The 21,676-nt window shown below is 70.7% G+C and carries 15 protein-coding genes and 2 pseudogenes; 11 read left to right on the top strand and 6 right to left on the bottom strand.

Annotated elements, in window-relative coordinates; genetic code table 11:
• Positions 1-67 precede the first annotated feature (67 nt).
• The gene (locus tag AB0E07_RS25835; RefSeq protein WP_362256700.1) at positions 68-1,213 is read right to left on the bottom strand and encodes a site-2 protease family protein; all 1,146 of its coding nucleotides are present in this window, start codon (positions 1,211-1,213) and stop codon (positions 68-70) included.
• A gap of 478 nt (positions 1,214-1,691) precedes the next feature.
• Here AB0E07_RS25835 and AB0E07_RS25840 point away from each other — a divergent pair, with 478 nt between their 5' ends.
• The 5 genes from AB0E07_RS25840 (at position 1,692) to AB0E07_RS25860 (ending at position 6,324) form a co-directional block, all read left to right on the top strand.
• On the top strand, positions 1,692-2,174 hold the full coding sequence (locus AB0E07_RS25840; protein ID WP_362256703.1) for a retropepsin-like aspartic protease: 483 nt from the start codon (positions 1,692-1,694) through the stop codon (positions 2,172-2,174).
• Positions 2,175-2,556: 382 nt separating this feature from the next.
• Complete coding sequence (locus tag AB0E07_RS25845; protein WP_362256706.1) at positions 2,557-3,444, top strand: universal stress protein; 888 nt, start codon at positions 2,557-2,559, stop codon at positions 3,442-3,444.
• 68 nt (positions 3,445-3,512) lie between these two features.
• On the top strand, positions 3,513-4,094 hold the full coding sequence (locus AB0E07_RS25850) for a copper chaperone PCu(A)C (RefSeq protein ID WP_362256709.1): 582 nt from the start codon (positions 3,513-3,515) through the stop codon (positions 4,092-4,094).
• Between the two features lie 133 nt (positions 4,095-4,227).
• Positions 4,228-5,871 (top strand): SGNH/GDSL hydrolase family protein, encoded by a 1,644-nt coding sequence (locus AB0E07_RS25855; protein ID WP_362256712.1) that lies wholly within the window; start codon positions 4,228-4,230, stop codon positions 5,869-5,871.
• A 33-nt stretch (positions 5,872-5,904) separates the two neighbouring features.
• The gene (locus AB0E07_RS25860; protein WP_362256715.1) at positions 5,905-6,324 is read left to right on the top strand and encodes a PRC-barrel domain-containing protein; all 420 of its coding nucleotides are present in this window, start codon (positions 5,905-5,907) and stop codon (positions 6,322-6,324) included.
• A 285-nt stretch (positions 6,325-6,609) separates the two neighbouring features.
• On the opposite strand, the gene AB0E07_RS25865 is transcribed toward AB0E07_RS25860, so the two are convergent.
• On the bottom strand, positions 6,610-6,822 hold the full coding sequence (locus tag AB0E07_RS25865; RefSeq protein ID WP_362256718.1) for a hypothetical protein: 213 nt from the start codon (positions 6,820-6,822) through the stop codon (positions 6,610-6,612).
• Positions 6,823-7,314: 492 nt separating this feature from the next.
• Here AB0E07_RS25865 and AB0E07_RS25870 point away from each other — a divergent pair, with 492 nt between their 5' ends.
• Positions 7,315-9,060, top strand: coding sequence for a hypothetical protein (locus AB0E07_RS25870; RefSeq protein ID WP_362256721.1), 1,746 nt, complete (start codon positions 7,315-7,317; stop codon positions 9,058-9,060).
• Positions 9,061-9,332: 272 nt separating this feature from the next.
• Here the strand turns inward: AB0E07_RS25870 and AB0E07_RS25875 are convergent, their stop codons facing one another.
• The gene (locus AB0E07_RS25875) at positions 9,333-10,205 is read right to left on the bottom strand and encodes an aldo/keto reductase family oxidoreductase (RefSeq protein ID WP_362256723.1); all 873 of its coding nucleotides are present in this window, start codon (positions 10,203-10,205) and stop codon (positions 9,333-9,335) included.
• 128 nt (positions 10,206-10,333) lie between these two features.
• On the opposite strand from AB0E07_RS25875, the gene AB0E07_RS25880 reads away from it, so the two are divergent.
• The 5 genes and pseudogenes from AB0E07_RS25880 (at position 10,334) to betT (ending at position 17,150) form a co-directional block, all read left to right on the top strand.
• The gene (locus tag AB0E07_RS25880; protein ID WP_362256726.1) at positions 10,334-10,774 is read left to right on the top strand and encodes a helix-turn-helix domain-containing protein; all 441 of its coding nucleotides are present in this window, start codon (positions 10,334-10,336) and stop codon (positions 10,772-10,774) included.
• 225 nt (positions 10,775-10,999) lie between these two features.
• Positions 11,000-11,450, top strand: a pseudogene (locus AB0E07_RS25885) (transposase); the annotation flags it as partial.
• Between the two features lie 461 nt (positions 11,451-11,911).
• Positions 11,912-13,378, top strand: coding sequence for an aldehyde dehydrogenase family protein (locus AB0E07_RS25890; protein WP_362256729.1), 1,467 nt, complete (start codon positions 11,912-11,914; stop codon positions 13,376-13,378).
• Positions 13,379-13,429: 51 nt separating this feature from the next.
• Positions 13,430-15,001, top strand: a complete 1,572-nt coding sequence (locus AB0E07_RS25895; RefSeq protein WP_362256731.1) for a GMC oxidoreductase — start codon at positions 13,430-13,432, stop codon at positions 14,999-15,001.
• Positions 15,002-15,029: 28 nt separating this feature from the next.
• Positions 15,030-17,150 (top strand): choline BCCT transporter BetT, encoded by a 2,121-nt coding sequence (gene betT / locus AB0E07_RS25900; protein ID WP_362256734.1) that lies wholly within the window; start codon positions 15,030-15,032, stop codon positions 17,148-17,150.
• A 227-nt stretch (positions 17,151-17,377) separates the two neighbouring features.
• Here the strand turns inward: betT and AB0E07_RS25905 are convergent, their stop codons facing one another.
• The 3 genes and pseudogenes from AB0E07_RS25905 to AB0E07_RS25915 form a co-directional block, all read right to left on the bottom strand.
• Positions 17,378-18,469 (bottom strand): DUF1996 domain-containing protein, encoded by a 1,092-nt coding sequence (locus AB0E07_RS25905; protein ID WP_362256737.1) that lies wholly within the window; start codon positions 18,467-18,469, stop codon positions 17,378-17,380.
• Positions 18,470-18,636: 167 nt separating this feature from the next.
• Positions 18,637-20,754 carry a discoidin domain-containing protein gene (locus tag AB0E07_RS25910; protein ID WP_362256747.1) on the bottom strand — a complete coding sequence of 706 codons (2,118 nt, stop codon included), beginning with the start codon at positions 20,752-20,754 and terminating at the stop codon, positions 18,637-18,639.
• 316 nt (positions 20,755-21,070) lie between these two features.
• Positions 21,071-21,676: pseudogene (locus AB0E07_RS25915) on the bottom strand (coagulation factor 5/8 type domain-containing protein); the annotation flags it as partial.

Below are 21,676 nucleotides of genomic sequence, written 5' to 3' on the forward strand. Positions count from 1 at the left end.
CGGCCGCGGCAATCCGGCGCCGCGACACACTCCGCCCGTGCGTCGCACCGATCGTCCGGCGGCCGCTTCACAGGGTCCGCTTGCGCCAGGCGCTGGACGAGCTGAGCCAGGCTGTGACCCGGCTGATGTCGGCGGAGGTGACGATGCCGACCAGTCGGTTCCCCTCCAGGACGAGGGCGCGGTGTGCGGGATGGGCCTGCAAGGCGGGAACCAGTCGGGCCAGCGGGTCCCCGGGGTGGGGCGTCGGCAGGTCGTCGACCGGGACCATGGCCTCGGTGACGGGGGTGGAGGAGCGTTCGGGCTCGGCGACCGCGTCGGCGTCCCTGACCGTGACCAAACCGGCCGCGGTGTCGGCGCCGTCCACCACCGGGAAAGCCGAGTGGCGATAGCGGTATCGGGGGTCGGCGAGGAACTCGCTGATCGTGGTGGCGGCCGGGACGGTCACGGGTCCGGGTGTCATCGCGTCGCTCACGGGGATACCGCCCAGCAGTTCACGCAGTCGCGCCTGACCGACCTCCACGGTGGCCACCGCGATGACGAACCAGCCTATGACGACCAGCCAGACACCGCTGAGGACGGCTCCGACCAGGACGAGGTACAGACCGATGGCCACCAGAGTCCATCCCAGGAACCGCCCGGCGGCCGTGGCCACCGCCGTGGCGCGCAGCGGGCTGCCGGTCCTCCACCACACCGCTGCTCTGAGCAGCCGGCCGCCGTCGAGGGGAGCGGCGGGCAGGGCGTTGAAGACGGCCAGCAGGATGTTGATGCCCGCGAGCCAGGCCAGCGCCTCCACCGCGAGTCCCGACCCGGAGGCCGCGGCCACCAGTCCGGCCGCCAGGGCGAACAGCCCGCCGAGCAGCAGACTCACCAGCGGCCCCACGCCGGCTATGCGCAGCTCCGCTCCTGGGGTGGCCGCCTCGTTCTTGAGGCGGGCGAGTCCGCCGAGCAGCCACAGGGTGATGTCCTGGACGGTCACCCCGTTGCGGCGGGCGACCAGCGCGTGGCTGATCTCGTGGGCCAGCAGCGACAGCAGGAACACCGCGGCCGTCACTGCCGACGCGAGCCAGTACTGCCACGCCGGTCGGTCCGGATGGGCCTGCCGAAAGCTCCCTCCCGCCAGCCCCACCAGGATCAGCACGAAGATGACCAGGACGCTCCAGTGCACGCCCACCCGGACACCGGCCACCCGGCCCAGCGAGATCGTCGCCCGCACGGTAGCCACCTCCCGGCCTGCGCCCGATGTCGTTTGTACGGCAGGCGGCGGCGCCGATGGGTTTCCACCGGACACCGGCAACGGCGCTGCTTCGCCGGCTCTCCTGGTACCCGGGAGACCGGTGGGAGGCGGGAGCGTTCAGGTACACGCGCGACGCAACGGTCGACGGCCCCCGCCCCGCCCGGCACTGGCAAGAGGGCCTCGCGCAGCGCCTCGCACGGTCATCGCTCCCACCTCCTCCTGCCTCGGTCACCGACTACCCCAAGTCAGCCACCTGACACCGACCTCCCCGCCCTGACCACGGCGGACGATCGCAGGATCCACGCCGTGGAACACGCCTCGCGCGCTTGCGGCGCCCGCGGTTCTCTCCGCTGGCGGCGGTTTGCGGGGGCTCGAAGGGGGGCACTCCGGCCCCATGGGTGCGCGGGACGGCAAAGCGTCCGGTGCGAGGCATCGGCCCAGAGGACGCCGGCCCCTCGTGGCACTCGCGGTCGCACCGCTGCTCGCCGGGTGTGTCGTGGCCCAGGAAAGCCGCGACCGCAGCGCGACGCGGACGTCCGAGGGGGAGGTCCCGCTCAGGGTCGTCGAGCAGGGTGGGCGGACGCTGGCGTTCGTCCCCGTGAGCATCGAAGGCCAGGGCCCCTTCTCGTTCGCCCTGGACACGGGCGCCTCCACCAGCGTCGTCGACGACGATGTCGCCGATCGGGTCGGCCTCGAACGCACCGGCGAGCGGCGTCCGGTGAGCGGCGTCATCGGGTCGGGAGAGGTCCCCGTCGCCCGCGTGGACCGGTGGGAGGTCGGCGAGATCCGCCTTGACCCGGGCGAGGTCACCGTCATCGACCTGGGAACGCCCGGCGGAGGGAGGGGCATCCAGGGGTTGCTCGGTTCGGATGTGCTCAGCGACTTCGGGTCGATCACCGTCGACTACGACGAGGGCGTGCTCACCGTGGCCGGCGCCTGACAACTCCGTGGCGCCGCACGTCGGTTCGTGTCCGCTCGGCAGTCGAACGCTCGAACGCTCGAAGGAGTACCGGGAGACGTAGGGACGGAAGGCGCAGGAGCGCCCGCTCCCCCGGTTCGGTGGTGGTGCGGTCATCGTCCCCCGCTGCACGGTGGCCATCTCTCGGTTTCCTGTTCACAGGGCTCCGCAGGGTGTGCGGACCAGTGTGAGGCGTTCCCGCACGGGTACTCGGTGGTCCACGCGCGGAGAGAGCCATCAGGTAGCGGGCGCCGCCTGCCGCGCAGGAAACGCGCCCGGCCACCCCGGCCTCCGCCAGTGTCCGGTTCCGCCCTGAGGAACGGGGCGGTGCAGGTCCGTGAGGAGCTCCCGGAGAGGAGCCGACATGGCTGACGTGACCCCCGTCGTCGTCGGCGTCGACGATGCCGACGACCAGGACGCACTGGTGCGGTACGCGGCCCATCAGGCCCGGATGACGGGAGTCCCCCTGCACCTGGCCCACGCCCTCGTGCTGCCCGGCCCCTTCGGCTGGGACAAGGAGGAGGAAGCGGGGCCAAAAGCTCTTGTGCGCCGGGCCTCGACGGTGGTGAACCGGTGGGAAGCCGTGGCCCGCTCGGCGTTCCCCGACCTGACCGTCAAGGGCGAGCTGCCCTTCGGCGATCCCGCCTCGACGCTCGTGGAACGTTCGGCCGAGGCGTCCCTCCTGGTGCTGGGCCATCGGGGCAAGGGAGGCTTCCCCCGGCTGGCTCTGGGCTCGGTGAGCCTACAGGTGGCCACCCACTCCCGCTGTCCCGTCCTGGTGATCCGGCCCGGCATCGACGGTGCCCGCCCGCGGGGCCCGGTCGTCGTCGGCGCCGACCTCGTCCACCGGACACCGCAAGTGCTGACGTTCGCCTTCGCGGAGGCGGACCGTCGCTCGGCGCACCTGCGCGTCGTGCACGCCCTGCACCGCCCCGCGCTGCTGCCCGGTCCGGGCAGCGTCAGCTCCGCCCAACGGGAGGGGCGTGACACCGAGGACGAAGCCCGGAGCCTTCTCGAAGAACGGATCTCCGAGTTGCGCGCACGCCATCCGCAAGTGCCGGTCGAACTGCACATCGAGTGGGTGCGCCCGGCGACGCGCCTGACGGAGTGGTCCGAGGAGGCCGATCTGCTGGTCGTCGGCACCCGTGGCCGCACCGGCCTGCGCCGTCTCTTCCTTGGGTCGGTGAGCGGCGAAGTCCTGCACACGGCGGGCTGTCCCGTGGCGGTCGTACCCACTCAGGACGAGCAATGACCTCACCTCGCCCACCGGGCCCGGGAAGCCTCTGCGCCCGCCGGATCCGCGGATCGGCCGGCCGACCGGTGCCCGGAGGAAAGCTGCGCGGCTGGGAGGGCATGCGTCCCGGAACATCACGGCCGTGGCGCCGGAGCATCACGTTCCTCGTCGTCGCCTGCCTCGCCGTCGTCCTGGGCGCGACGGGCTGCGGCGGTGACGGAGGCGAGTACCACCCACAGAGGGAAGGCGCCCGTGTCGGACCCGTCCTGGTGCGCCCTGCCCACCTTGCCGAACCCCCCGACGGCCCGTGGGAGTCGGGCGACGAGGCGCCCTTCTACGTCTGGTTCTTCAATCAGGGACAAGAAGCCGACAGGCTGCTCGGCGCGGAGACCACCGCCGCCCGGTCCGTCGACATCGTGGATGCGAAGGGAGCGGTCCGGGGGCCGGTCCCGCTGCCCACCGACAGACTGGTCGAGCTGGAACAGGGGCGTGTGCACCTGTTGCGCACCGATCTGCGCCAGCAGATCCGGGGCGGGGACTGCGTGTGGATCACTCTTCGGTTCGAACGCGCCGGCGAGATCGCCCTCCAGGTGCACTCCCAGATCCCCACCTATGTCGACGACCACGCCACCGACGCGCCGGGCCTGACACCCCCGTCACCGCCATGATGACCAACGCCCCGCGCGGGCCGCAGACATCCCCTCCGGTGGGACAAGCTCCTGTCGCGAGTGCCCTCCCCGGCCTGCGCGGAGGTCAGGGACCCTCTCCTCACTTCACCACCCGGACACCGGAGTCGTACCGGTGAGGCTGAGGCGGCGTACACCGAAGCAGCGCCGGCCACGCCGCAGACCGCGGCGCGCGCTCATCGCCGCCGCGTACGCCGCGGGACTGTCGGGGCTGGCACTGGCAGCCGTGTGGCTCGCGGTGCTCGTCACCCCGCTTCAGCCGGTGTCCGCCGCCGGCCAGACGGTCCGGGTGGGCGCCGCGCCGCTCAGCTGGAGCCTGTCCGGCCCCGGCCGGCTCGACCTCTTCGGCCAGACCATCCCGACCAAGGCACAGTTCGACGGACCCCTCAGACCACGGCTGGAACTGACCCGCATCGAGGAGGACTCGGAGGTGGCCCGCCTCCTGCGGTCCGGCGACCACGAACAACTCACCCTGGAGGTGGGCCGGAAGCTGGCCTCGGGCTGGCTGCGCTACGCGGCCTGGGAGACCGCGGTGGCCGCAGGGCTGGTCCTGCTCCCCCTGGCCGCCTGGACGGGCCTGCGCCGCATGCCGGCCCGCCGCACCCTCCTCGTCCTGGCCGGCGGCCTCGCCCTGGTGACCGCGGTCAACGCCGTCGGCTTCCACCTGCTCGCCTCGGACACCCCGCAGGCACTGCGCCACGTGCGCTCCCTCCAGGACCTGGTCGGCGACAGTCCCTTGGCGCCGGTTCCCCGGGCCGAAGGGCCCCCACTGGGCGACGTGCACGCGGTGGCTCTGGGGGACTCGACAGCCGCGGGCAGCGGCAACCGCCCGCTGCCCGAGCCCAGCGACCTCGACCGGGCATGCGAGCGCAGCGCCGATGCCTACCCCCAGGCTCTGGCCAGAGCCAATGACTGGAAGGTACTCAACCTCGCCTGCTCCGGCGCCACGGTCCGCGACGGTGTCCTCGGCGTGCAGATCCTCGGCGAACGGGTCGCCCCGCCGCAGATCGCCCAGGCCCGGCGGGCCACCGAGGCGTCCGTCGTGCTGGTCAGTGTCGGGGCCAACGACGTGCGCTGGGCGGACCTGGTCCAACTGTGCGCGATCTCTCCGTCGTGCGACGACCGCGCCTCGACGGCATACTTCCAGGACCGGCTCGCCGGGTTCGCACTCGACTACCGCAGGCTCCTGCACGTCCTGGACACCCTCCCCCAGCACCCCGCGGTGGTGGTCAACGAGTACTACGACCCCTTCGGCCCGGACGTCAGCTGCCTCAGCGACGAAGGTCTCACCCCACGGAAGACAGAGGTACTGCGCTCACGCCTGGCCGCCCTCAACACCGTGCTGCGCCAAGGCGCCGAAGCCGCCGGATTCACCGCGGTGCGGCAGGACTTCGAAGGGCACCGGCTGTGCAGCGCCCAGCCCTACGTCCAAGGACCGGCGGACCGCGCTCCGCTCCACCCGACCGCCGCCGGAGCCCTGGCCATCGCCCTCGCCGACCAGCAGGCCCTCCCCGCGGCCGCCCTGACAGCCGGCTTCGCACCGTCACACCCGACGCCGCACACCGACTCGGCCGACCGAACGGGCGAGAGGGGGACGCCGCTGAACGGCCACACGGGCGGCGGCAGCCCTCCCGGGGGCCACGGCAGCACGGCGCGCCGTGGTCACCCCCGGAAAAGTCCCAGGGACACGAGCATCGGTCCGCATCGGAAGGCCACACGTGGGAAGCCCGGAAAGCCATGCCGGGGCGACCCCGGCTGACAGCAAGGTCCGCAGTTTCGCGAGGAAGGCATCATGGATTCCACCGGCATTCCCGTTCTGACCAGGCTCTCCGACTCCGATCACGCGATCCCTTCCGCCGAGGAGGACATCCGGGGCCGGCAGGTCACCGACCGCTCAGGCAACGAACTCGGCAAGGTCGGTGATCTGATCATCGATGAGGAGGACCACAAGGTCCGATTCCTGCTCCTGGAGCACGGCGGGTTCCTGGGCGTGGGCAAGGAGAAGAGCTACATACCCGTCGACGCCGTGGCAGCCGTGAGCGAGGACCAGGTCCGCATCGACCGCACCCGCGATCAGGTGGTCGACGCGCCCGAGTACGACCCCGAACTCGTGCAGCAGCAGGACTACTACGGCCGCATCTACGCCCACTACGACTACCCGCCGTTCTGGGGGCCCGGCTACGTGTACCCGCACTGGTCCTATCTGCGCTGAGCAGCCCACCGAGCCCGCGAGCGGTGGCACGCGATGACCGGCCGCCGCACCGCCGCCCGCGGGCCCTCGGCCCGACCCCAGGGCTTGATCAAGTTCCCTGAGCGTCCGGGTGGTTGTCGATGCCCAGGACTGGGAGGGCTCCTTCGGGCAGGTCACGAAATGCCCGGGTGGTCTTGGCGATGTTGACGCTCCGAGGGCTTCGAGCAGGCCAATGACGAGGTCACGGAAGGCGGCCACGGCGGCGGAAGGTGGTGCCGGTGTGGAGGGATGGGACGTCGGCGTAGGTCACACGTCGCCGACATGGTGCAGGGCCTCGACGGTCCAGGGGCCGCGGACGGCGGCGGCGAGTTCGGCCGGGATGGCTGGGTGGGCGCCGAAGCCGGTGACGGCGTAGACCGTCTCGCGGGTTTCGCTTCGGCCGGCTCGCCGGCGGCCCCCGTGGACGCGGAGGGCGAGGCGGCCGTAGGGGAACGCGATCCCCCCGAGTTCCTCGGCCATGCCGCAGGTCCTGACCGGAGCAGGAGTCCCGGCGGCCGTGTCGGGCAGAGGAAACGATGTGCTGGACGGCGATATCCGGCCGGGGCAGGGCGGCGAGCTGCCGGTGGGCGGGAGGCTGGTTGCGCTAGATCATGGCGATGCAGTGGGCGTTCTGCAGCCGCACAACGACGCCAGCCCCTCCCTGGACACCCCAGGATCGCCCCTCCCCCGGCGACCGACCTGCGACGGCGGTACTCCGCCACCAACCGCCCGGACGAGGAGGAATCACTCGGTGGCACAGGTGCCTTGTGTCTTCTTCGCGCGCGGCCCTGCCGGCCGCTGTCGTCGGACTCCGAAGCTTCCCTGCTCTTGCCGCATAATCCTCACGTGTCCGAATTCCCTGTGCCGATACCGTCCGGCTCCGTTCCGGCAGGCACTCCGCCCTGGTCCTCCGCCGATGCCGCACTGTGGGCCCGATCCCGCCCCGCGTCATGGGCCAGGCCCATCTGGTCCGTGTCGGCGCTGGTCGTCACCATCGTCTTCGCGGTGGCCGCCGAGCCCGCGCCAGCATGCAGCGATGCCGCGCCCTGCGGCCCGGACTGGGGCAGCATGGCACAAGTGGGCCTGGCTGTCGGCCTGTTGTACTGGTTCGTCCGGCTTCCGGAACTCACGCTGATCACGGCGCCCGTGGTGGCGGTCATGGTGATGTGGGGAGAGGTGCCAGGCGCCGACCTCACGTCCCAGGTCGCGAACTTCTTCGTGCTCGTGGCCCTGGGGTTCGGCTGGGCCGCCGCCTTCGAGCGGCTGGCGGCCCGGTCCAGGCAGCGGCAGCTCGGGGAACGGGCCGCCGCGGCACGGCATCCGTTGCCGCAGCCCCTCGGGCCAGTCGCACGCGGCACCCTCCCGCTCGCCGCGGGGATGGTCCTGTGTGCTGCGGCCGCCGGAGCGGTCCTGATGGGGTTGGACGGCGTCCGCGCTGACGAACAGCACGCAAGCCGGGCCGCGCAGATCACGGCGACGGTGACCCGCGGCGGCTCGGACACGGTGCGCGTCCGCACCGCCGACAATCGGCGCCTGACCGTCAACGTGCTCTACCCCGAGGACCACCACGTCGGCAGCACGGTGACCGTACTGAAGGACGGCCCGTGGCAACGCCTTGCGGCGGAACCCTACGACGCCTTCGGCTGGCAGTTGCTCGCCCTGGCCGCCGGGCTGCCGGGACTCTCCCTCCTCACCGTGGGCGCCCTCGCCCGCCACCGTGCCGCGGCGCTGCGCCGCGCGCCGGTGCCGGCCCTGCGCGTACTGGAGCGCATCGACGACGAAGGACGGACCTGGATCTACGCAGCCGACGACACCACCGGCCGGAACCCACTCTTCAGCTGTCTGTGGACGGCACCGCTCCCTGAAGACGACACCCCGACGGACCGCATCGAGGACGAAGCCGGGAACGGCTTCAAGGAGCAGGACGGGATACGCCTCGACACCCGGTTGCACGAGGCGGTTCTGTTCGGCGCTGCCTACGAATCCGCTGAACTGGTCCTCGTCACGACGGACCGGGACCGGGCTGCTGAACCTGTCGTGATCCGCACCTCCAGCCCGGTCCGGCCGGCCAAAACCGGCAGGAAACCCCGGTTCGAAGCCCCCTCGGACGCCCACCACGACACCTCGGCCCGTCAGCGGCAGGCTCGGATCGAGCAGATCGCCGACACCCTGGTCTCCACCGAGCACCCGGTTCGCTGGGGACCGGGTCCCGCGGCCAGGACCGTCGGAACGGCGTTCACCGCGGCCATGACGGCCGGGGCCTTCCTCATCGCCCACCTGATCACCACGGACGGTTTCGACTGGCATCTGCTCCTCCCCCTGCTCGCCCTGCCGGGTTGGGTCCACTTCACGGCCCTACTCCTCAACTGGCGTGCCACCGCGGACAACACCGGCCTGTGGCTGACCGGAGCATGGACCGTCAGCCGCATCCCCTGGGAGCGGCTGCGGGCGGTCGAGTACACGGACCAGGGCAGTGTCGAGATGCACCGGACGGACGGCAGCACTTGGCGCCTGGCAGGACTGGGAGAACCGCGTCTCGAACGGCTACTCGGCTTCCGCCCGTCGCACGTCCGCATGGCCGAGGAGGTCTCAGTCCTGTACGCCCACCCGGAGTTGCGGCCCACTGAACCGAGTTCCCCGCGGGACCACGGTCTGCCATGGGGACCGGTCCTGCTGCTGCTCACCGGACTCGCCGCCACGGCCTCGCTCATTTCGTAACGACGAGCGCTCCGCCGACGCGCAGTCGCGCACAGACCTGGTGCCGGCGTTCCACGATCGTCTGCGCGCGGGGTCCGTCGTAGATGGGCGCGTCCAGCACGGCGGCCCAGCACGTGCTGTGTGCCTTCACCTCGCTCAGCGCAGCCTCGCAGAGGTTGATGGGTCAGACCGGGGCGCCCTGCCGGGACTACTCCCGGTGGGATTCCCCGGCCCGCCCGCCGAACCGGCGTGCCGGTGCCCGAGCACCGGGCTCTCCATGCCCCGTGTGCCGGTCAGCGACCAATAGTGTCCAGATCGGCCACATCGTCACCGGAGAGGGAGAGCCCGGCCCCAGCGACGTTCTCGCGCAGGTGAGCGGTCGAGGAGGTGCCGGGGATGAGGAGGATGTTCGGCGAGCGCTGCATCAGCCAGGCCAGCGCGACGGACATGGACGTAGCTCCCAGCCGGTCCGCGACCTGCGAGAGGGCCTTGGACTGCAGTGGCGTGAAGCCTCCCAGGGGGAAGAACGGCACGTAGGCGATCTTCTCGGCGGCGAGGTGGTCCACCAGGTCGTCGTCGTGGCGGTGGGCGAGGTTGTACATGTTCTGCACGCACACGACCGGGGCGATGCCGCGCGCCTGCTCGACCTGCTCCGCGGTGACGTTGCTGACGCCGAGATGGCGGATGAGTCCTTCCTGCTGAAGACCGGCGAGGGTCTCGACCGCTTCGGTGATCGAGCCGGGCTGGGGCCCCTGGGCGTCGCCCATGCGCAGGTTGACCAGGTCGAGCCTGTCGACTCCGAGGGACTTGAGGTTGTCCTGGACCTGCTCGCGCAGGTCCTCGGGACTCCGGGCCGTGGGCCAACCGCCCTGGGCGTCGCGGGTCGCTCCCACCTTCGTGGCGATCAACAGCGACTCCGGGTAGGGGTGCAGCGCTTCACGGATCAGTTCGTTCGTGATGCGCGGTCCATAGGCGTCGCTGGTGTCGATGTGGGTGATCCCGAGAGCGACCGCCTCGCGCAGTACCGCCAGGGCTCCGTCACGGTCGGCGGGCGGACCCATGACCCACGGGCCGGCGAGCTGCATCGCCCCGTACCCGAACCGGGTTACCGGAACGTCGCCCAGCGTCCACATGCCGCCGGGAAGAGCTTCAGAAGGCGTACTCATCGCGGTGCCTTTCACTCATGCCAGGGATGGTGTTTCCGTCCCTCTCGGACCATCCTTGGAGACAAACTTCCCGATGGGAAGTAGGCACCTTTGAGTGCGTAACACCCCGAAAGTGAGAAGTGATCTCGGTGACAACGACGAAGGCCGACGCAAAAGCCCAGGCCAAGGCCGAGTACAACGCGTTCCTGGCCGTATGCCCCAGCCGTCAGCTCCTCGACCGGATCTCAGACAAGTGGGTCGTCCTGATCCTGTGCGCACTGGGCGGCGACACCCCCGAACCCCCCAGCGCGCCGCACGCCCCGAAGGCGTTGCGCTACTCCGAACTGGCCCGGCTGCTGGCCGGCGTGAGCCAGAAGATGCTGACCCAGACCCTGCGGGCCCTCGAACGCGACGGCCTGCTCACCCGCACCGTGACCCCCACGGTCCCCGTCACCGTCACCTACGAACTCACCGACCTCGGCCACTCACTCCACCACCTGACACGCGACCTCAGGCAGTGGGCGCAGACTCACATGGACGCCGTCCTCACCCACCGAGAGAGCCACGACGCACGCACCCGAACCTCCTGACCACAAGAACGCAGTTCATCGAGCGGGCGTCTTGGGCTGACTGCTCCTCTTTCATCCCGAGGCGCCGATGCGCGCCGTGCGCTTTGAGCACCGGCACGAGCGCCCGGGCCTGGAGGGCAGGCCAAAATCGTGCCTGAACGGCGCCATTGCCCGGGCTATCCGTCCGACGTCCGCTGCGAGTTGGCCGAGCCGGCCTGACCGCCTTGCGGGCCGAACGCCGCGGCCCGCGGACTCGACGTCGGCCGCCCGCCGGACCACGACCTGCGCAGCCTGCTCGACGCGATCCTCTCCGTGAACTGCACCCGGATCCCCTGGCGCTACCTTCCGCACAACTACCCGCGCTGGAACACCGTCTACGTCTACTCGGCCCCGCTGGCAGGAAGAAGGCGTCTTCGACCAACTCAACAGCCACCTGCGCCGCCAAGTCCGCAGGCAGGAAGGCCGCCAGGCCGAACCCTGTGCGTGCGTCATCGAATCGCGGAGCTTCGAGACCCCCGCCGGCGTCCCCGTAGCCGGCCAAGGCGTCGACCCCGGCAAGAAGATCGTGGGCCTGCTCCTGACGGTGCTGGTCACGGCCACGGGCATGCACGACTCCGTCGCCGGACAGGCCCTGATCGAGAAGATGGCCGCCGATCACCCCACCGTCCGCAAGAGCTGGGCAGACGGCAGCTACCGGAACTTGTTCGCAGTGCTCCGGCCTTCAGGACTCTGCTGAGGAATGCGTGATTCGAGCAAGGCTGGGTCGTCGAGGTCCACCCCGCGATGATCATCCTCATCACCCGCCGCCGCACAGCCGCATCCACGCAGGGCCGGCGCGGCACCTAGCACCTCGCCGAATCAGGGCATCCCTGGGCTAAACGGAGGAACCAAACGCCCTCTCACCGCGCCCGGATCCACAGCTGGCCCCGGGACCAACCGTTCGCCCCGTACGAGGCCCGCACGACGCCCCGTCCGGGCAGGCTGTCCCACCTCCCGCGTACGCCCGGCCGGGCGCCCTCGTTAGCCCGCCCGGAGTGCCTGGAGCACCGGCTCGCGTCCGTGGCGGTGCGTCCCTTAGGTCGGCGGACCGGTTTGGGCCATGTTGCTGACCGTCGAGTCGATCGGCGCGGCACCGGCCGGACACGAAGGAGACCCAGGGTGGGCGAGCTGTACATCGGCGGCGAGTGGACACCGGCGGCGGCCGGCGGACGGCGCGAGGTGATCAACCCCTTCGACGCCTCCGTCGTCGCCACCGTCGACGAGGCCGACGCCGACGACGTCGACCGCGCGGTACGCGCCGCCCGGCGGGCCTTCGAGGAGGCCGACTGGGCCGGCGCCCCCACCCGCCGCCGTGCCGACGTGCTGCTCCGCGTGCACGACCTGCTGCTGCGCGACAGGGAGGAGATCGCCCGCACCGAGACCCTCGACACCGGCAAGACCCTGGCCGAGGCCCGGATCGACGTCGAGGACGTGGCGAACGCCTTCCGCTACTTCGGCGAGGTCGCCGACAAGGACGGCGGCCGGGTCGTGGACGTGAGCCCCGACGTCCTCAGCAGGGTCGTCTACGAGCCGATCGGCGTGTGCGCGCTCATCGCCCCGTGGAACTACCCCCTGCTGCAGGCATCCTGGAAGGTCGCCCCGGCCCTGGCCGCCGGCAACACCTTCGTCCTGAAGCCCAGTGAGACCACCCCCCTCACCACGATCGCCATGGTCCGGCTCATCGCCGAGGCCGGAGCTCCCCCCGGGGTCGCCAACCTGGTGCTCGGCTCCGGGGCGACCGTCGGCGCCGCCCTCACCCACCACCCCGAGGTGGATCTCGTGTCGTTCACCGGCGGGCTGGCCACCGGCCGCAGCATCATGGCCGGTGCCGCCGACGGCCCCAAGAACGTCGCCCTGGAGCTGGGGGGCAAGAACCCCAATGTGGTCTTCGCGGACGCGGACGTCGAGGCAGCCCTGGACAACGCGCTCAACGCCGCGTTCCTCCACTCCGGACAGGTCTGCTCCGCCGGTTCCCGGCTCCTGGTCGAGGATCCGCTGCACGACCGGTTCGTCGAGGCCCTCGCCCGCCGTGCCGCTGCGATCCGGCTCGGCAACGGCATGGACGACGGCACCGAGAGCGGACCGCTCAGCTCGGCCGAGCACCGCGAGAAGGTCGAGCGCATGATCGCGGTGGGCCGCGACGAGGGCGCCCGGGTCGTCACCGGCGGTGGCCGCCCCGCCGATCCCGCCCTGAGCCGCGGCTACTTCCTCCAGCCGACCGTCTTCGCCGACTGCCACCGCACCATGCGCATCGTCCAGGAGGAGGTCTTCGGACCGGTGGTCACCGTGGAGCGGTTCCACACCGAGGACGAGGCCGTCGAGCTGGCCAACGACACCCGCTACGGCCTCGCGGGCGGCGTGTGGACCTCGGACGCGAGCCGCGCCCAGCGCGTCGCCGGGCGGCTGCGGCACGGCACCGTGTGGATCAACGACTTCCACCCCTACGTCCCGCAGGCCGAGTGGGGCGGCTTCGGCCTCTCCGGCGTCGGACGCGAACTCGGGCCCACCGGCCTGCGCGAGTACCAGGAGGCGAAGCACATCTACCAGAACCTCAGCCCCGCCCCCACCGGCTGGTTCAAGGGCTGACCGAGCACCACCCCGCCGCCCGCCACCGGCGGCCCCGACGAAGGACACCCCATGGCTTCCACCACCCCCAACGGCGCCGAGTCCGCCTACGACTACGACTACGTGATCGTCGGCGGCGGCACCGCCGGCTGCGTGCTCGCCGCCCGGCTCAGCGAGGACCCCGACTGCCGCGTCTGCGTCGTCGAGGGCGGGCCCAGCGACGTGGGCGACGACCGCATCCTGCGCCTGCGCAACTGGATCAACCTGCTCGGCTCGGAGTTCGACTACGGCTACACCACCGTCGAGCAGCCCCGCGGCAACTCGCACATCCTCCACTCGCGCGCCCGCGTCCTGGGCGGCTGTTCCTCCCACAACACCCTGATCAGCTTCCTGCCGCTCCCGGAGGACCTGGACGACTGGGTCGCCCGCGGCTGCGACGGCTGGGACCCCGCGACGGTCCTGGCCTACCGCGACCGGCTCCGGACGAACATCGTCCCCGTGGCCGAGGCCGACCGGAACCCGATCGCCAAGGACTTCGTCACAGCGGCCGCCGGCGCCCTCGGCGTCCCCGTCATCGAGGACTTCAACGCCCAGCCCTTCTCCGAGGGCACCGGGTTCTTCTCCCTCGCCTACCAGCCCGAGGGCAACCTGCGCTCCTCCGCCTCCGTCGCCTACCTCCACCCCGTCCTCGACCGGCCCAACCTCACCGTCCGCCTGGAGACCTGGGCCCACCGGCTGCTCCCGGACGACGCGGGACGGCTGACCCGGGTGGCCGTCCGCGGAGCCGACGGCGGTGACGTCGTCCTGCGCGCCGAGCGGGAACTGCTGTTGTGCGCGGGGGCCGTCGACACCCCACGGCTGCTCATGCTGTCGGGGATCGGGCCCGCCGAGGACCTGCGGCGGCTGGGCATCGAGGTGCGGGCCGACCTGCCCGGCGTGGGCGAGAACCTGCTGGACCACCCCGAGTCGGTGATCGTCTGGGAGACCGACGGGCCGCTGCCGCCCAACTCGGCGATGGACTCCGACGCCGGGCTCTTCCTGCGCCGCGACACCGGACAGGCCCGCCCCGACCTGATGTTCCACTTCTACCAGGTGCCGTTCACCGTCAACACCGAGCGGCTCGGCTACCCCGTCCCCGAGCACGGGGTGTGCATGACGCCGAACGTGCCGCGCGCCCGCTCCACCGGCCGCATGTGGCTGCGCAGCGCGGACCCGGCGGAACACCCCGCGCTGGACTTCCGCTACTTCACCGACCCCGAGGGACACGACGAGCGCACCATCGTCGACGGGCTGAAGGTCGCCCGCGAGGTCGCGGCCACCGCGCCGCTGCGCGACTGGCTCGTCCGCGAGGTCGCGCCGGGCCCCGGGGTGACCTCCGACGCCGACCTGTCGGAGTACGGCCGCCGTGTCGCGCACACCGTCTACCACCCCGCCGGAACCTGCCGGATGGGCGCCCCGGACGACCCGATGGCCGTCTGCGACCCCGCCCTGCGGCTGCGCGGTGTCGACGGTGTGCGGATCGTCGACGCCTCGGTGTTCCCGACCATGCCGACGATCAATCCGATGGTGACCGTGCTGCTCGTCGCCGAGCGCGCCGCGGACCTGATCAGCGGCCGGACCTCCGTACGGGGGGCCGCCCAGTGACCTGTCCTCCAGCCGAAGGGAGCCGTCCGTGTCGACCGTAGGAGGCGGGAACGCCGGATACGCCCCCGAGGAGCCGGCCGAACCCGAGGAGGAGGGCTCCGGCACACTCAAGCCGCTGGTCTTCTACGGCTCGGCCGTGCTGATCCTGGCCATCTCGATCTGGGCGATCATCACCCCCTCGGGCGCCGAGGACGTCATCGGGGCGGTGGTGGAGAAGATCTCCGACTGGTTCGGCTGGTACTACTTCCTGGCCGCCACCCTGTACCTGCTCTTCGTCCTCTTCATCGGCGTGTCGAAGTACGGCACCGTGAAGCTGGGCCCCAAGCACTACAAGCCCGACTACGGGCTCTTCGCCTGGGCGGCGATGCTCTTCGCCGCGGGCATCGGCATCGACCTGATGTTCTTCTCCGTCGCCGGACCGGTGAGCCACTACCTCGCGCCCCCCGAGGGGGACCCCGAGTCGCTGGAGGCCGCACGGATGGCCGTGGTGTGGACGCTGTTCCACTACGGCATCACCGGCTGGGCCATGTACGCGCTGATGGGCATGGTGCTCGGCTACTTCGCCTTCCGGTACAAGCTGCCGCTCGCCATCCGCTCCGCGCTCTACCCGATCATCGGCCGCCGCATTCACGGGAAGATCGGCGACGCCGTCGACCTGGCGGCCATCATCGGCACGGTCTTCGGCATCTCCGTGTCGCTCGGCATCGGCGTCGTCCAGCTCAACTACGGGCTGAAGTTCCTCTTCGACGTGCCGGAGGGGCTGCCCGCGCAGATCAGCCTCATCGGCGTCGCGGTCGTGATGGCCACCGTCTCCGCCGTGGCCGGCGTCGACAAGGGCATCCGCCGGCTGTCGCAGCTCAACGTGCTCCTCGCCGTACTGCTGATGCTGTTCATCCTGGTGGTCGGCGAACCGTTCCGGCTGCTGAACGCCCTGGTCCAGAACATCGGCGACTACGTCAGCGGCTTCCCCTCGATGACGCTGAACACCTTCGCCTACGACCAGCCCACCGAGTGGCTGGACGCCTGGACGTTGTTCTTCTGGGCCTGGTGGATCGCCTGGGCGCCGTTCGTCGGGCTGTTCCTGGCCCGGATCTCCCGCGGACGCACACTGCGCCAGTTCGTCGCCGCGACGCTGATCATCCCGTTCCTCTTCACCGGGCTGTTCCTCGCGGTGTTCGGCAACAGCGCCCTGTTCGTCGTCCAGGACGGCAACGCCGCCTTCGGCGAGACCGCGCTCAACTCGCCCGAGCAGGCCTTCTACGGGCTGCTCGACCTCTACCCCGGGGCCACCTTCAGCGCGGGCCTGGCCACCTTCGTCGGTCTCCTGCTCTACGTGACCTCGGCCGACTCCGGAGCGCTGGTGATGGGGAACCTCAGCTCCCACCTACCCACCCCGGTCACCGACTCGCGGACCTGGCTGCGCATCTTCTGGGCGGTCACGACGGGCCTGCTCACCCTCGCCATGCTCATCGTGGGCGGCGTCCAGGCGCTGACCGACGCGACGATCATCATGGGCCTGCCCTTCTCGTTCGTGATGTTCCTGATCATGGCGGGGCTCTATCTGGCGCTGCGCTCCGAACGGATGAGGGAGGAGGCCCTGACCGCCACCCTCCCGGCCTCCCTCTCCGGAAGGACTTCGCAGACGGGCGTGGCGGCGACGCGCACCTGGCGCCAGCGCCTGACCCGGGCGATGTCCTTCCCCGGACCGCGGGCGGGGGCACGCTTCGTCGAGGAGGTGTGCCGCCCCGCCTTCGAGGAGGTGGCCCAGGCCCTGCGGGAGCAGGGTACGGAGGCGGAGACCACCTCGGGGACCGAGGAGGAGAGCGGACTCCCGCACGTCGGCATCACCGTGCCGATCGGGCCGCGCGACGAGTTCGTCTACCGGGTGTGGCCCGTGGAACGGCCCACTCCCGGGTTCGCCACCCGGTCGATCAGCACGCACGACAGCTACGTGCGCTACGAGGTGCAGCTCGCCGAGGGCAACCAGGGCTACGACGTCATGGGCTACACCCGGGAGCAGCTCATCGCCGACACCCTCGACCAGTACGAGCGGCATCTGGAGTTCCTCAGGCTCCACCACGAGGCGACGGCCGGGTCGGCCTTCCCGGACTACCGGCCCGACGACCCGGACGCCGACCGGCCCGAGTAGTACGTGCGGAGCGCGGGGCGGGCCACGACCGGGCCCGCCCCGCGTCAGCTGACGGGAAGTGCCACGAAGCAGAACTCGTCGCCCTCTGAGAGCCCTCTCCCAGCCTTGCGCCCGCGAGGGGGTTCACGTCGGTCCTCGGCTGCTCGCCCGCCACCGGCGGACACGGAAGGCCCGGTCGCCCCCGCCTACGGGAGGGGCGACCGGGCCCGTGCGTATCGCCGGTCCGCTCAGGGCAGGCGGTGGTTGGCGTCCAGCACCGTGCCGCGCTCGGGGCGGTACAGGTCGAAGCCCCGGGTGTCGCACTGGAGGCCGCCATTGATGCAGTGGTCGACCAGGGCCTTGAGGGTGCGCTCCTCCCACGCGTTGAAGAAGTCGTAGTGGAAGGAGTAGCCGCGGCCGCTGGCCAGGCGGACCTGGCTCATGTCGCCGTTGACCGGCCACGCCATCTTGAACTCGATCATCGGCAGGGCGACCGGGTGGGAGGCCGGGCACATGTTGTCGTTGGTGCCGGGCTTCACGACGGGATAAGCCATGTGACTCTGGTGGTTCGGGGTGTCGAGGTACTTCCCGTCCCAGCAACTGGGGGCCTGCATACGCAGGTTGAGCTGAACGTCGGGCCGGTTCGGACAGTTCGCGGGGATGTCGGTGTTGAAGAAGCTGTCACCGCACTCCCAGCCCTCGACGAAGCCCTTGTGAGCGCGGAACTCCTGCTCGGACTGCATCGGGTTGCCGACGACGAACCGCAGCCCCTTGGGGAAGGGCCGGACGCTGCGGTAGTCGGTGACGCCGGCCTTGTAGTAGATGACCTGCGGGCCGACGGGAAGGATCTTCTGGTCGCCCTTGTACAGCGAGGGCATCCAGTACGCGGAGGCGTCCGCGGGCGCCTTGCAGGTGGTGGTGCCTCCGTACAGCGAGCCGGTGGTGCTGGCGGCGTTGGTGGAGGTATTGCCCATGAACGTGTGGTCGTGGGACTTGCCGAACTGGCCCGGGTAGACGATGGGGTCGTCCTGGGCGGTATGGCTGACGGCGCAGCCGGCCTGGAACTCGTGGTGGTAGGCCGGCGGCGGGGTCGCGGTGGACGGGACGGCGTCGGTGACCTGCGGGTTCGCCAGGATGTAGCCGTCTCCGTCGGGGTCGTCGCCCGACGCCTGGGTGGAGGCGGCCATCCGGTGTCCGGTGTGGTCGGCGGCCGCGCTGACGGCGCTCGGGCCGCCTGCGTCGGGGCTGATCGCCTGGGCCATCGTGCCGAAGCCGAGGGCGCCGACGATGAGGGCCGTACTGACAAGGAGTACGGGTAGCCTCTTCGGACTCGATCTCATGGGGATCTCCTGCCCATGGGGTGGGTTTCGCGGGCACGCCAAGGCGCCGCGCGACTGATGGATGGGGTGCACACTTGCGCTTCGTCCGGCGGTGCGGCGCTGCGCCGGTGGGGGTGACGGGGCCGAGCTGCGGGCCCCGTCACCCCGGGTTGGTGGGGTCGGCGTCGTCAGCTGTAGATGCCGAACTCGTGGAGGGAGTAGCCCCAGCCGGTGCCGCGGGCCGTCAGTTGGAGCTTGACGTACCGGGCGGTGGTGGAGGTCTCGATGGTGTCGATGTCCCCGTTGCCCGTGCTGGTGGTGTGGATCGTGCGCCAGCTCTGGCCGTCGTCGGAGACCTGGACCTCGTAGGACTTGGCGTAGGCGGGGTCCCAGACGAGTTGCAGGGTGCGGAGGGGCTTGGCCGAGCCGAGGTCGACCTGGATCCACTGCGGGTCGCTCCAGTCGCTGGCCCAGCGGGTGGAGGCGTTGCCGTCGGTGGCGTTGGAGGCGGGGCAGGGGCAGTCGCCGTAGGAGGCCTGGGAGGAGGAGGCGGTGGTGGGCCGACCCTGGGCGATGTTCGTACCCGATACGGGCGGGGCGACGACCTTCACGGACTTCGTCTCGATACCGGCGTTGCCGCGGCCGTCCTCGGCCTGGATGTAGACCTTCCAGACCCCGAGCTTCTCGGGCGCGGTGACCGCGAAGGTGTTGTTGCCCAGGGAGCGGTACTGGGCGTCGATGAGACGCTTGTCGCCGTTGGCGTAGTTGCCGCTGAGGTAGATCTTGGGAGTGATCGGGTCGCCGTCGGGGTCGCGGATGTCGGCGCGGACCGTGAACTCGCGCCCCGCCGGGGCCGCCGTGGGCGTGCTGACGGTCATGTCGGTGATCACGGGCGGGGTGTTGTCACCCGTGGTGGAGCCGGTGTACGCCTTCTTGACGGCGTAGTACGAGAGCCGCTTCAGCCCGTCGGGGAGGAGGTTGAACCAGACGCCGCCGAAGTCGTGCTCAAGGCCGTAGTGGAACATCGTCGCACCGAGGGCCACGCCTTGGTGGCCGGTGATGCAGCGCCAGGCCGTGGTGTAGCCCTCGGCCTTCTGGACGTCGGTCGGCTCGTCGGGAACGCCGTTGACGTCGTCGGGGACCTCCCACTCACCGGCGTTGCCCGTCTCGGTGATGATGTACGGCTTGTTGTACCCGCCGTCGATCCAGTCCTGGCGCACACCGCAGATGTCGCCGTACGCGTTCATCGAGTACAGGTCGAGGTCGGGTGCGTTGCGCTTGTAGTACGGCCAGGCACCGGTCCACGCGTCCGTCGAGGTCACCGGGTGGTCGGGGTCGATGGAGTGGATCCTCTTGGCCACGTCGTTGACGAAGGTGGTGTACGCGTTGCGCTGGGCTTCGAGTTCGGCGCCCGAGTAGCAGTTCTGCAGGCCGAGGACGGACTCGTTGCCGACGTTCCACATCAGTGTCGCCGGGTGGGACTTGTAGGTGTCGACCCACTTGGCGAACTCGGTCAGCATGTTGTTCTTGTACGTGGTGTCGGTGACGTAGTTGACGCAGCCGCCGGAGCCGGGACCGCCGCCTGGCTGGAGCCAGAAGCCGTTGACGACCTTGAGGCCCTGGGCGGCAGCGGCGTCGAGCAGGGGCTTGCTGGAGGCGTCCGTCCCCCAGGTGCGGACGGTGTTGACGCCCATGGACTTCAGGTCCGGCATGTACTTCGGGGCGTCCGCCATCGCAGGACCCCAGGTGAGTCCCTTCACCGTGTACGGCTGGCCGCCGACGGTCAGTTGCCAGTTGCCCTGGGAGCCGGTGACCCGTACGGCGCCCTGTGGCGGGTTGGTGACGCCGTCTTCGCCGTAGACCCGGAATTCCCACAGGGAGTATCCGTAGCCGCCGGAGCGGGCGAGACCGTTCATGCGCACGTACCGGCCGGAGCCGGAGATGGCGACCTCGTCGGTGCCGCCGTCGCTGCCGGTGACGGTCTTCGCCGTGCGCCAGTCGGTTCCGTTGTCCGAGATCTGGATCTCGTAGTCCTTGCCGTACGCGCTCTCCCAGGTCAGGACCACGCGGCTGAGGTTCTTGCTCGCGCCGAGGTCGACCCGGAGCCACTGGGCGTCGGACCACTGGCTCGCCCAGCGGGTTCCGGTGAGGTCGCCGTCGACCGCGGCGGCAGCGGAGAAGGCCTCTCCCTCCTGCGAGGAGGCGGTGGCGGGCTTGCCCTGGGACAGCAGGGACTCAGCGGCGCTCGCCGCGGGGGCGGTGGCGAGGGTGGTGAGGGAGGAGGCGAGAAGCGCTCCGAACGTGATCGCTGTCGCCGCGCCGCGTGTGCGGCGATGTGGTGGTGAGGGCTTGGTGGGGGAAGGGGACACTGCGGCTCCTGATGTCAATGGTGTTGATGTTCGGCCGGGTCCTGGAGCGTGGCTCGCCCGCCGTGCGGTTCTCTCCGTTCCCGTGAATCTGGCATGCACCTGTCACTCGGTGTGACGTGCCTGTCGGGACTCCAGGCCGGCCGGGTGGTGCGGGTAGGGCCCCGGGCCGGGGCGCGGGGACTGTTCACCCGGCCCGGGGAGTTGTGGTCGCCTCCGGTGCGCTTCCGGAGACCGGCGCGGAGGCGATGGTCCGTCAGGGGAAGGAGACGACGGTCGAGGGCACGGTGGAGGTGCCGCCGGGGATGGTGGAGGCACCGGTGTCGTTGATGACGTGGTTGTAATGGCCCATGCCGCCGAGGGAGACCACCAGGAGGCTGTGGAACTTCACCCCCGGCTTGACGGGCGCCTTGAAGCCGTGGTCCTGGACGATGGTCGGGTCCACGTTGTAGTTGCAGTAGCTGCCCAGGCCCCAGGCCTCGTGCGTGTTGACCGAGTCGTCGACGCGGTAGGCCGCGTACCCCTTGGTCGAACCGTTCTGGATGGCGGCCTGGTTGGGCGCGTCGTACGCCTTCTCGTTCTGGAAGAAGATCGTGCGGCCGCGCTCGCCGTACCACTCCACGTCGTACTTGTTGAAGTGCTCGACGAACAGGCCCGTGGCGAGCACGTCGTCGCCGTTGACGCGGACGCCGTAGTCGGCGCGGTTGGTCTCCCAGCCCCAGCCCTCGCCGTGGTCGGCGCGCCACACCCAGGTGTGGTCGATGATCACGTCGTCGCTGTTGACGACCATGCTGGTGGTGGCCTTGCCGACGTGGGCGCCGCCGATGCGGATGTACACGTCCTGCACGGTGGTGGGGTTGGC

It is taken from the genome of Streptomyces sp. NPDC048002 (assembly GCF_040653275.1).
GTDB lineage: Bacteria > Actinomycetota > Actinomycetes > Streptomycetales > Streptomycetaceae > Streptomyces.

Excerpts from the sequence above, each read along its gene's own strand:
- AB0E07_RS25860 (WP_362256715.1), top strand. The coding sequence starts at position 5,905 with ATGGATTCCACCGGCATTCCCGTTCTGACCAGGCTCTCCGACTCCGAT.
- AB0E07_RS25865 (WP_362256718.1), bottom strand. The coding sequence starts at position 6,822 with ATGGCCGAGGAACTCGGGGGGATCGCGTTCCCCTACGGCCGCCTCGCC.
- AB0E07_RS25895 (WP_362256731.1), top strand. The coding sequence starts at position 13,430 with ATGGCTTCCACCACCCCCAACGGCGCCGAGTCCGCCTACGACTACGAC.
- AB0E07_RS25845 (WP_362256706.1), top strand. The coding sequence starts at position 2,557 with ATGGCTGACGTGACCCCCGTCGTCGTCGGCGTCGACGATGCCGACGAC.
- AB0E07_RS25875 (WP_362256723.1), bottom strand. The coding sequence starts at position 10,205 with ATGAGTACGCCTTCTGAAGCTCTTCCCGGCGGCATGTGGACGCTGGGC.
- AB0E07_RS25905 (WP_362256737.1), bottom strand. The coding sequence starts at position 18,469 with ATGAGATCGAGTCCGAAGAGGCTACCCGTACTCCTTGTCAGTACGGCC.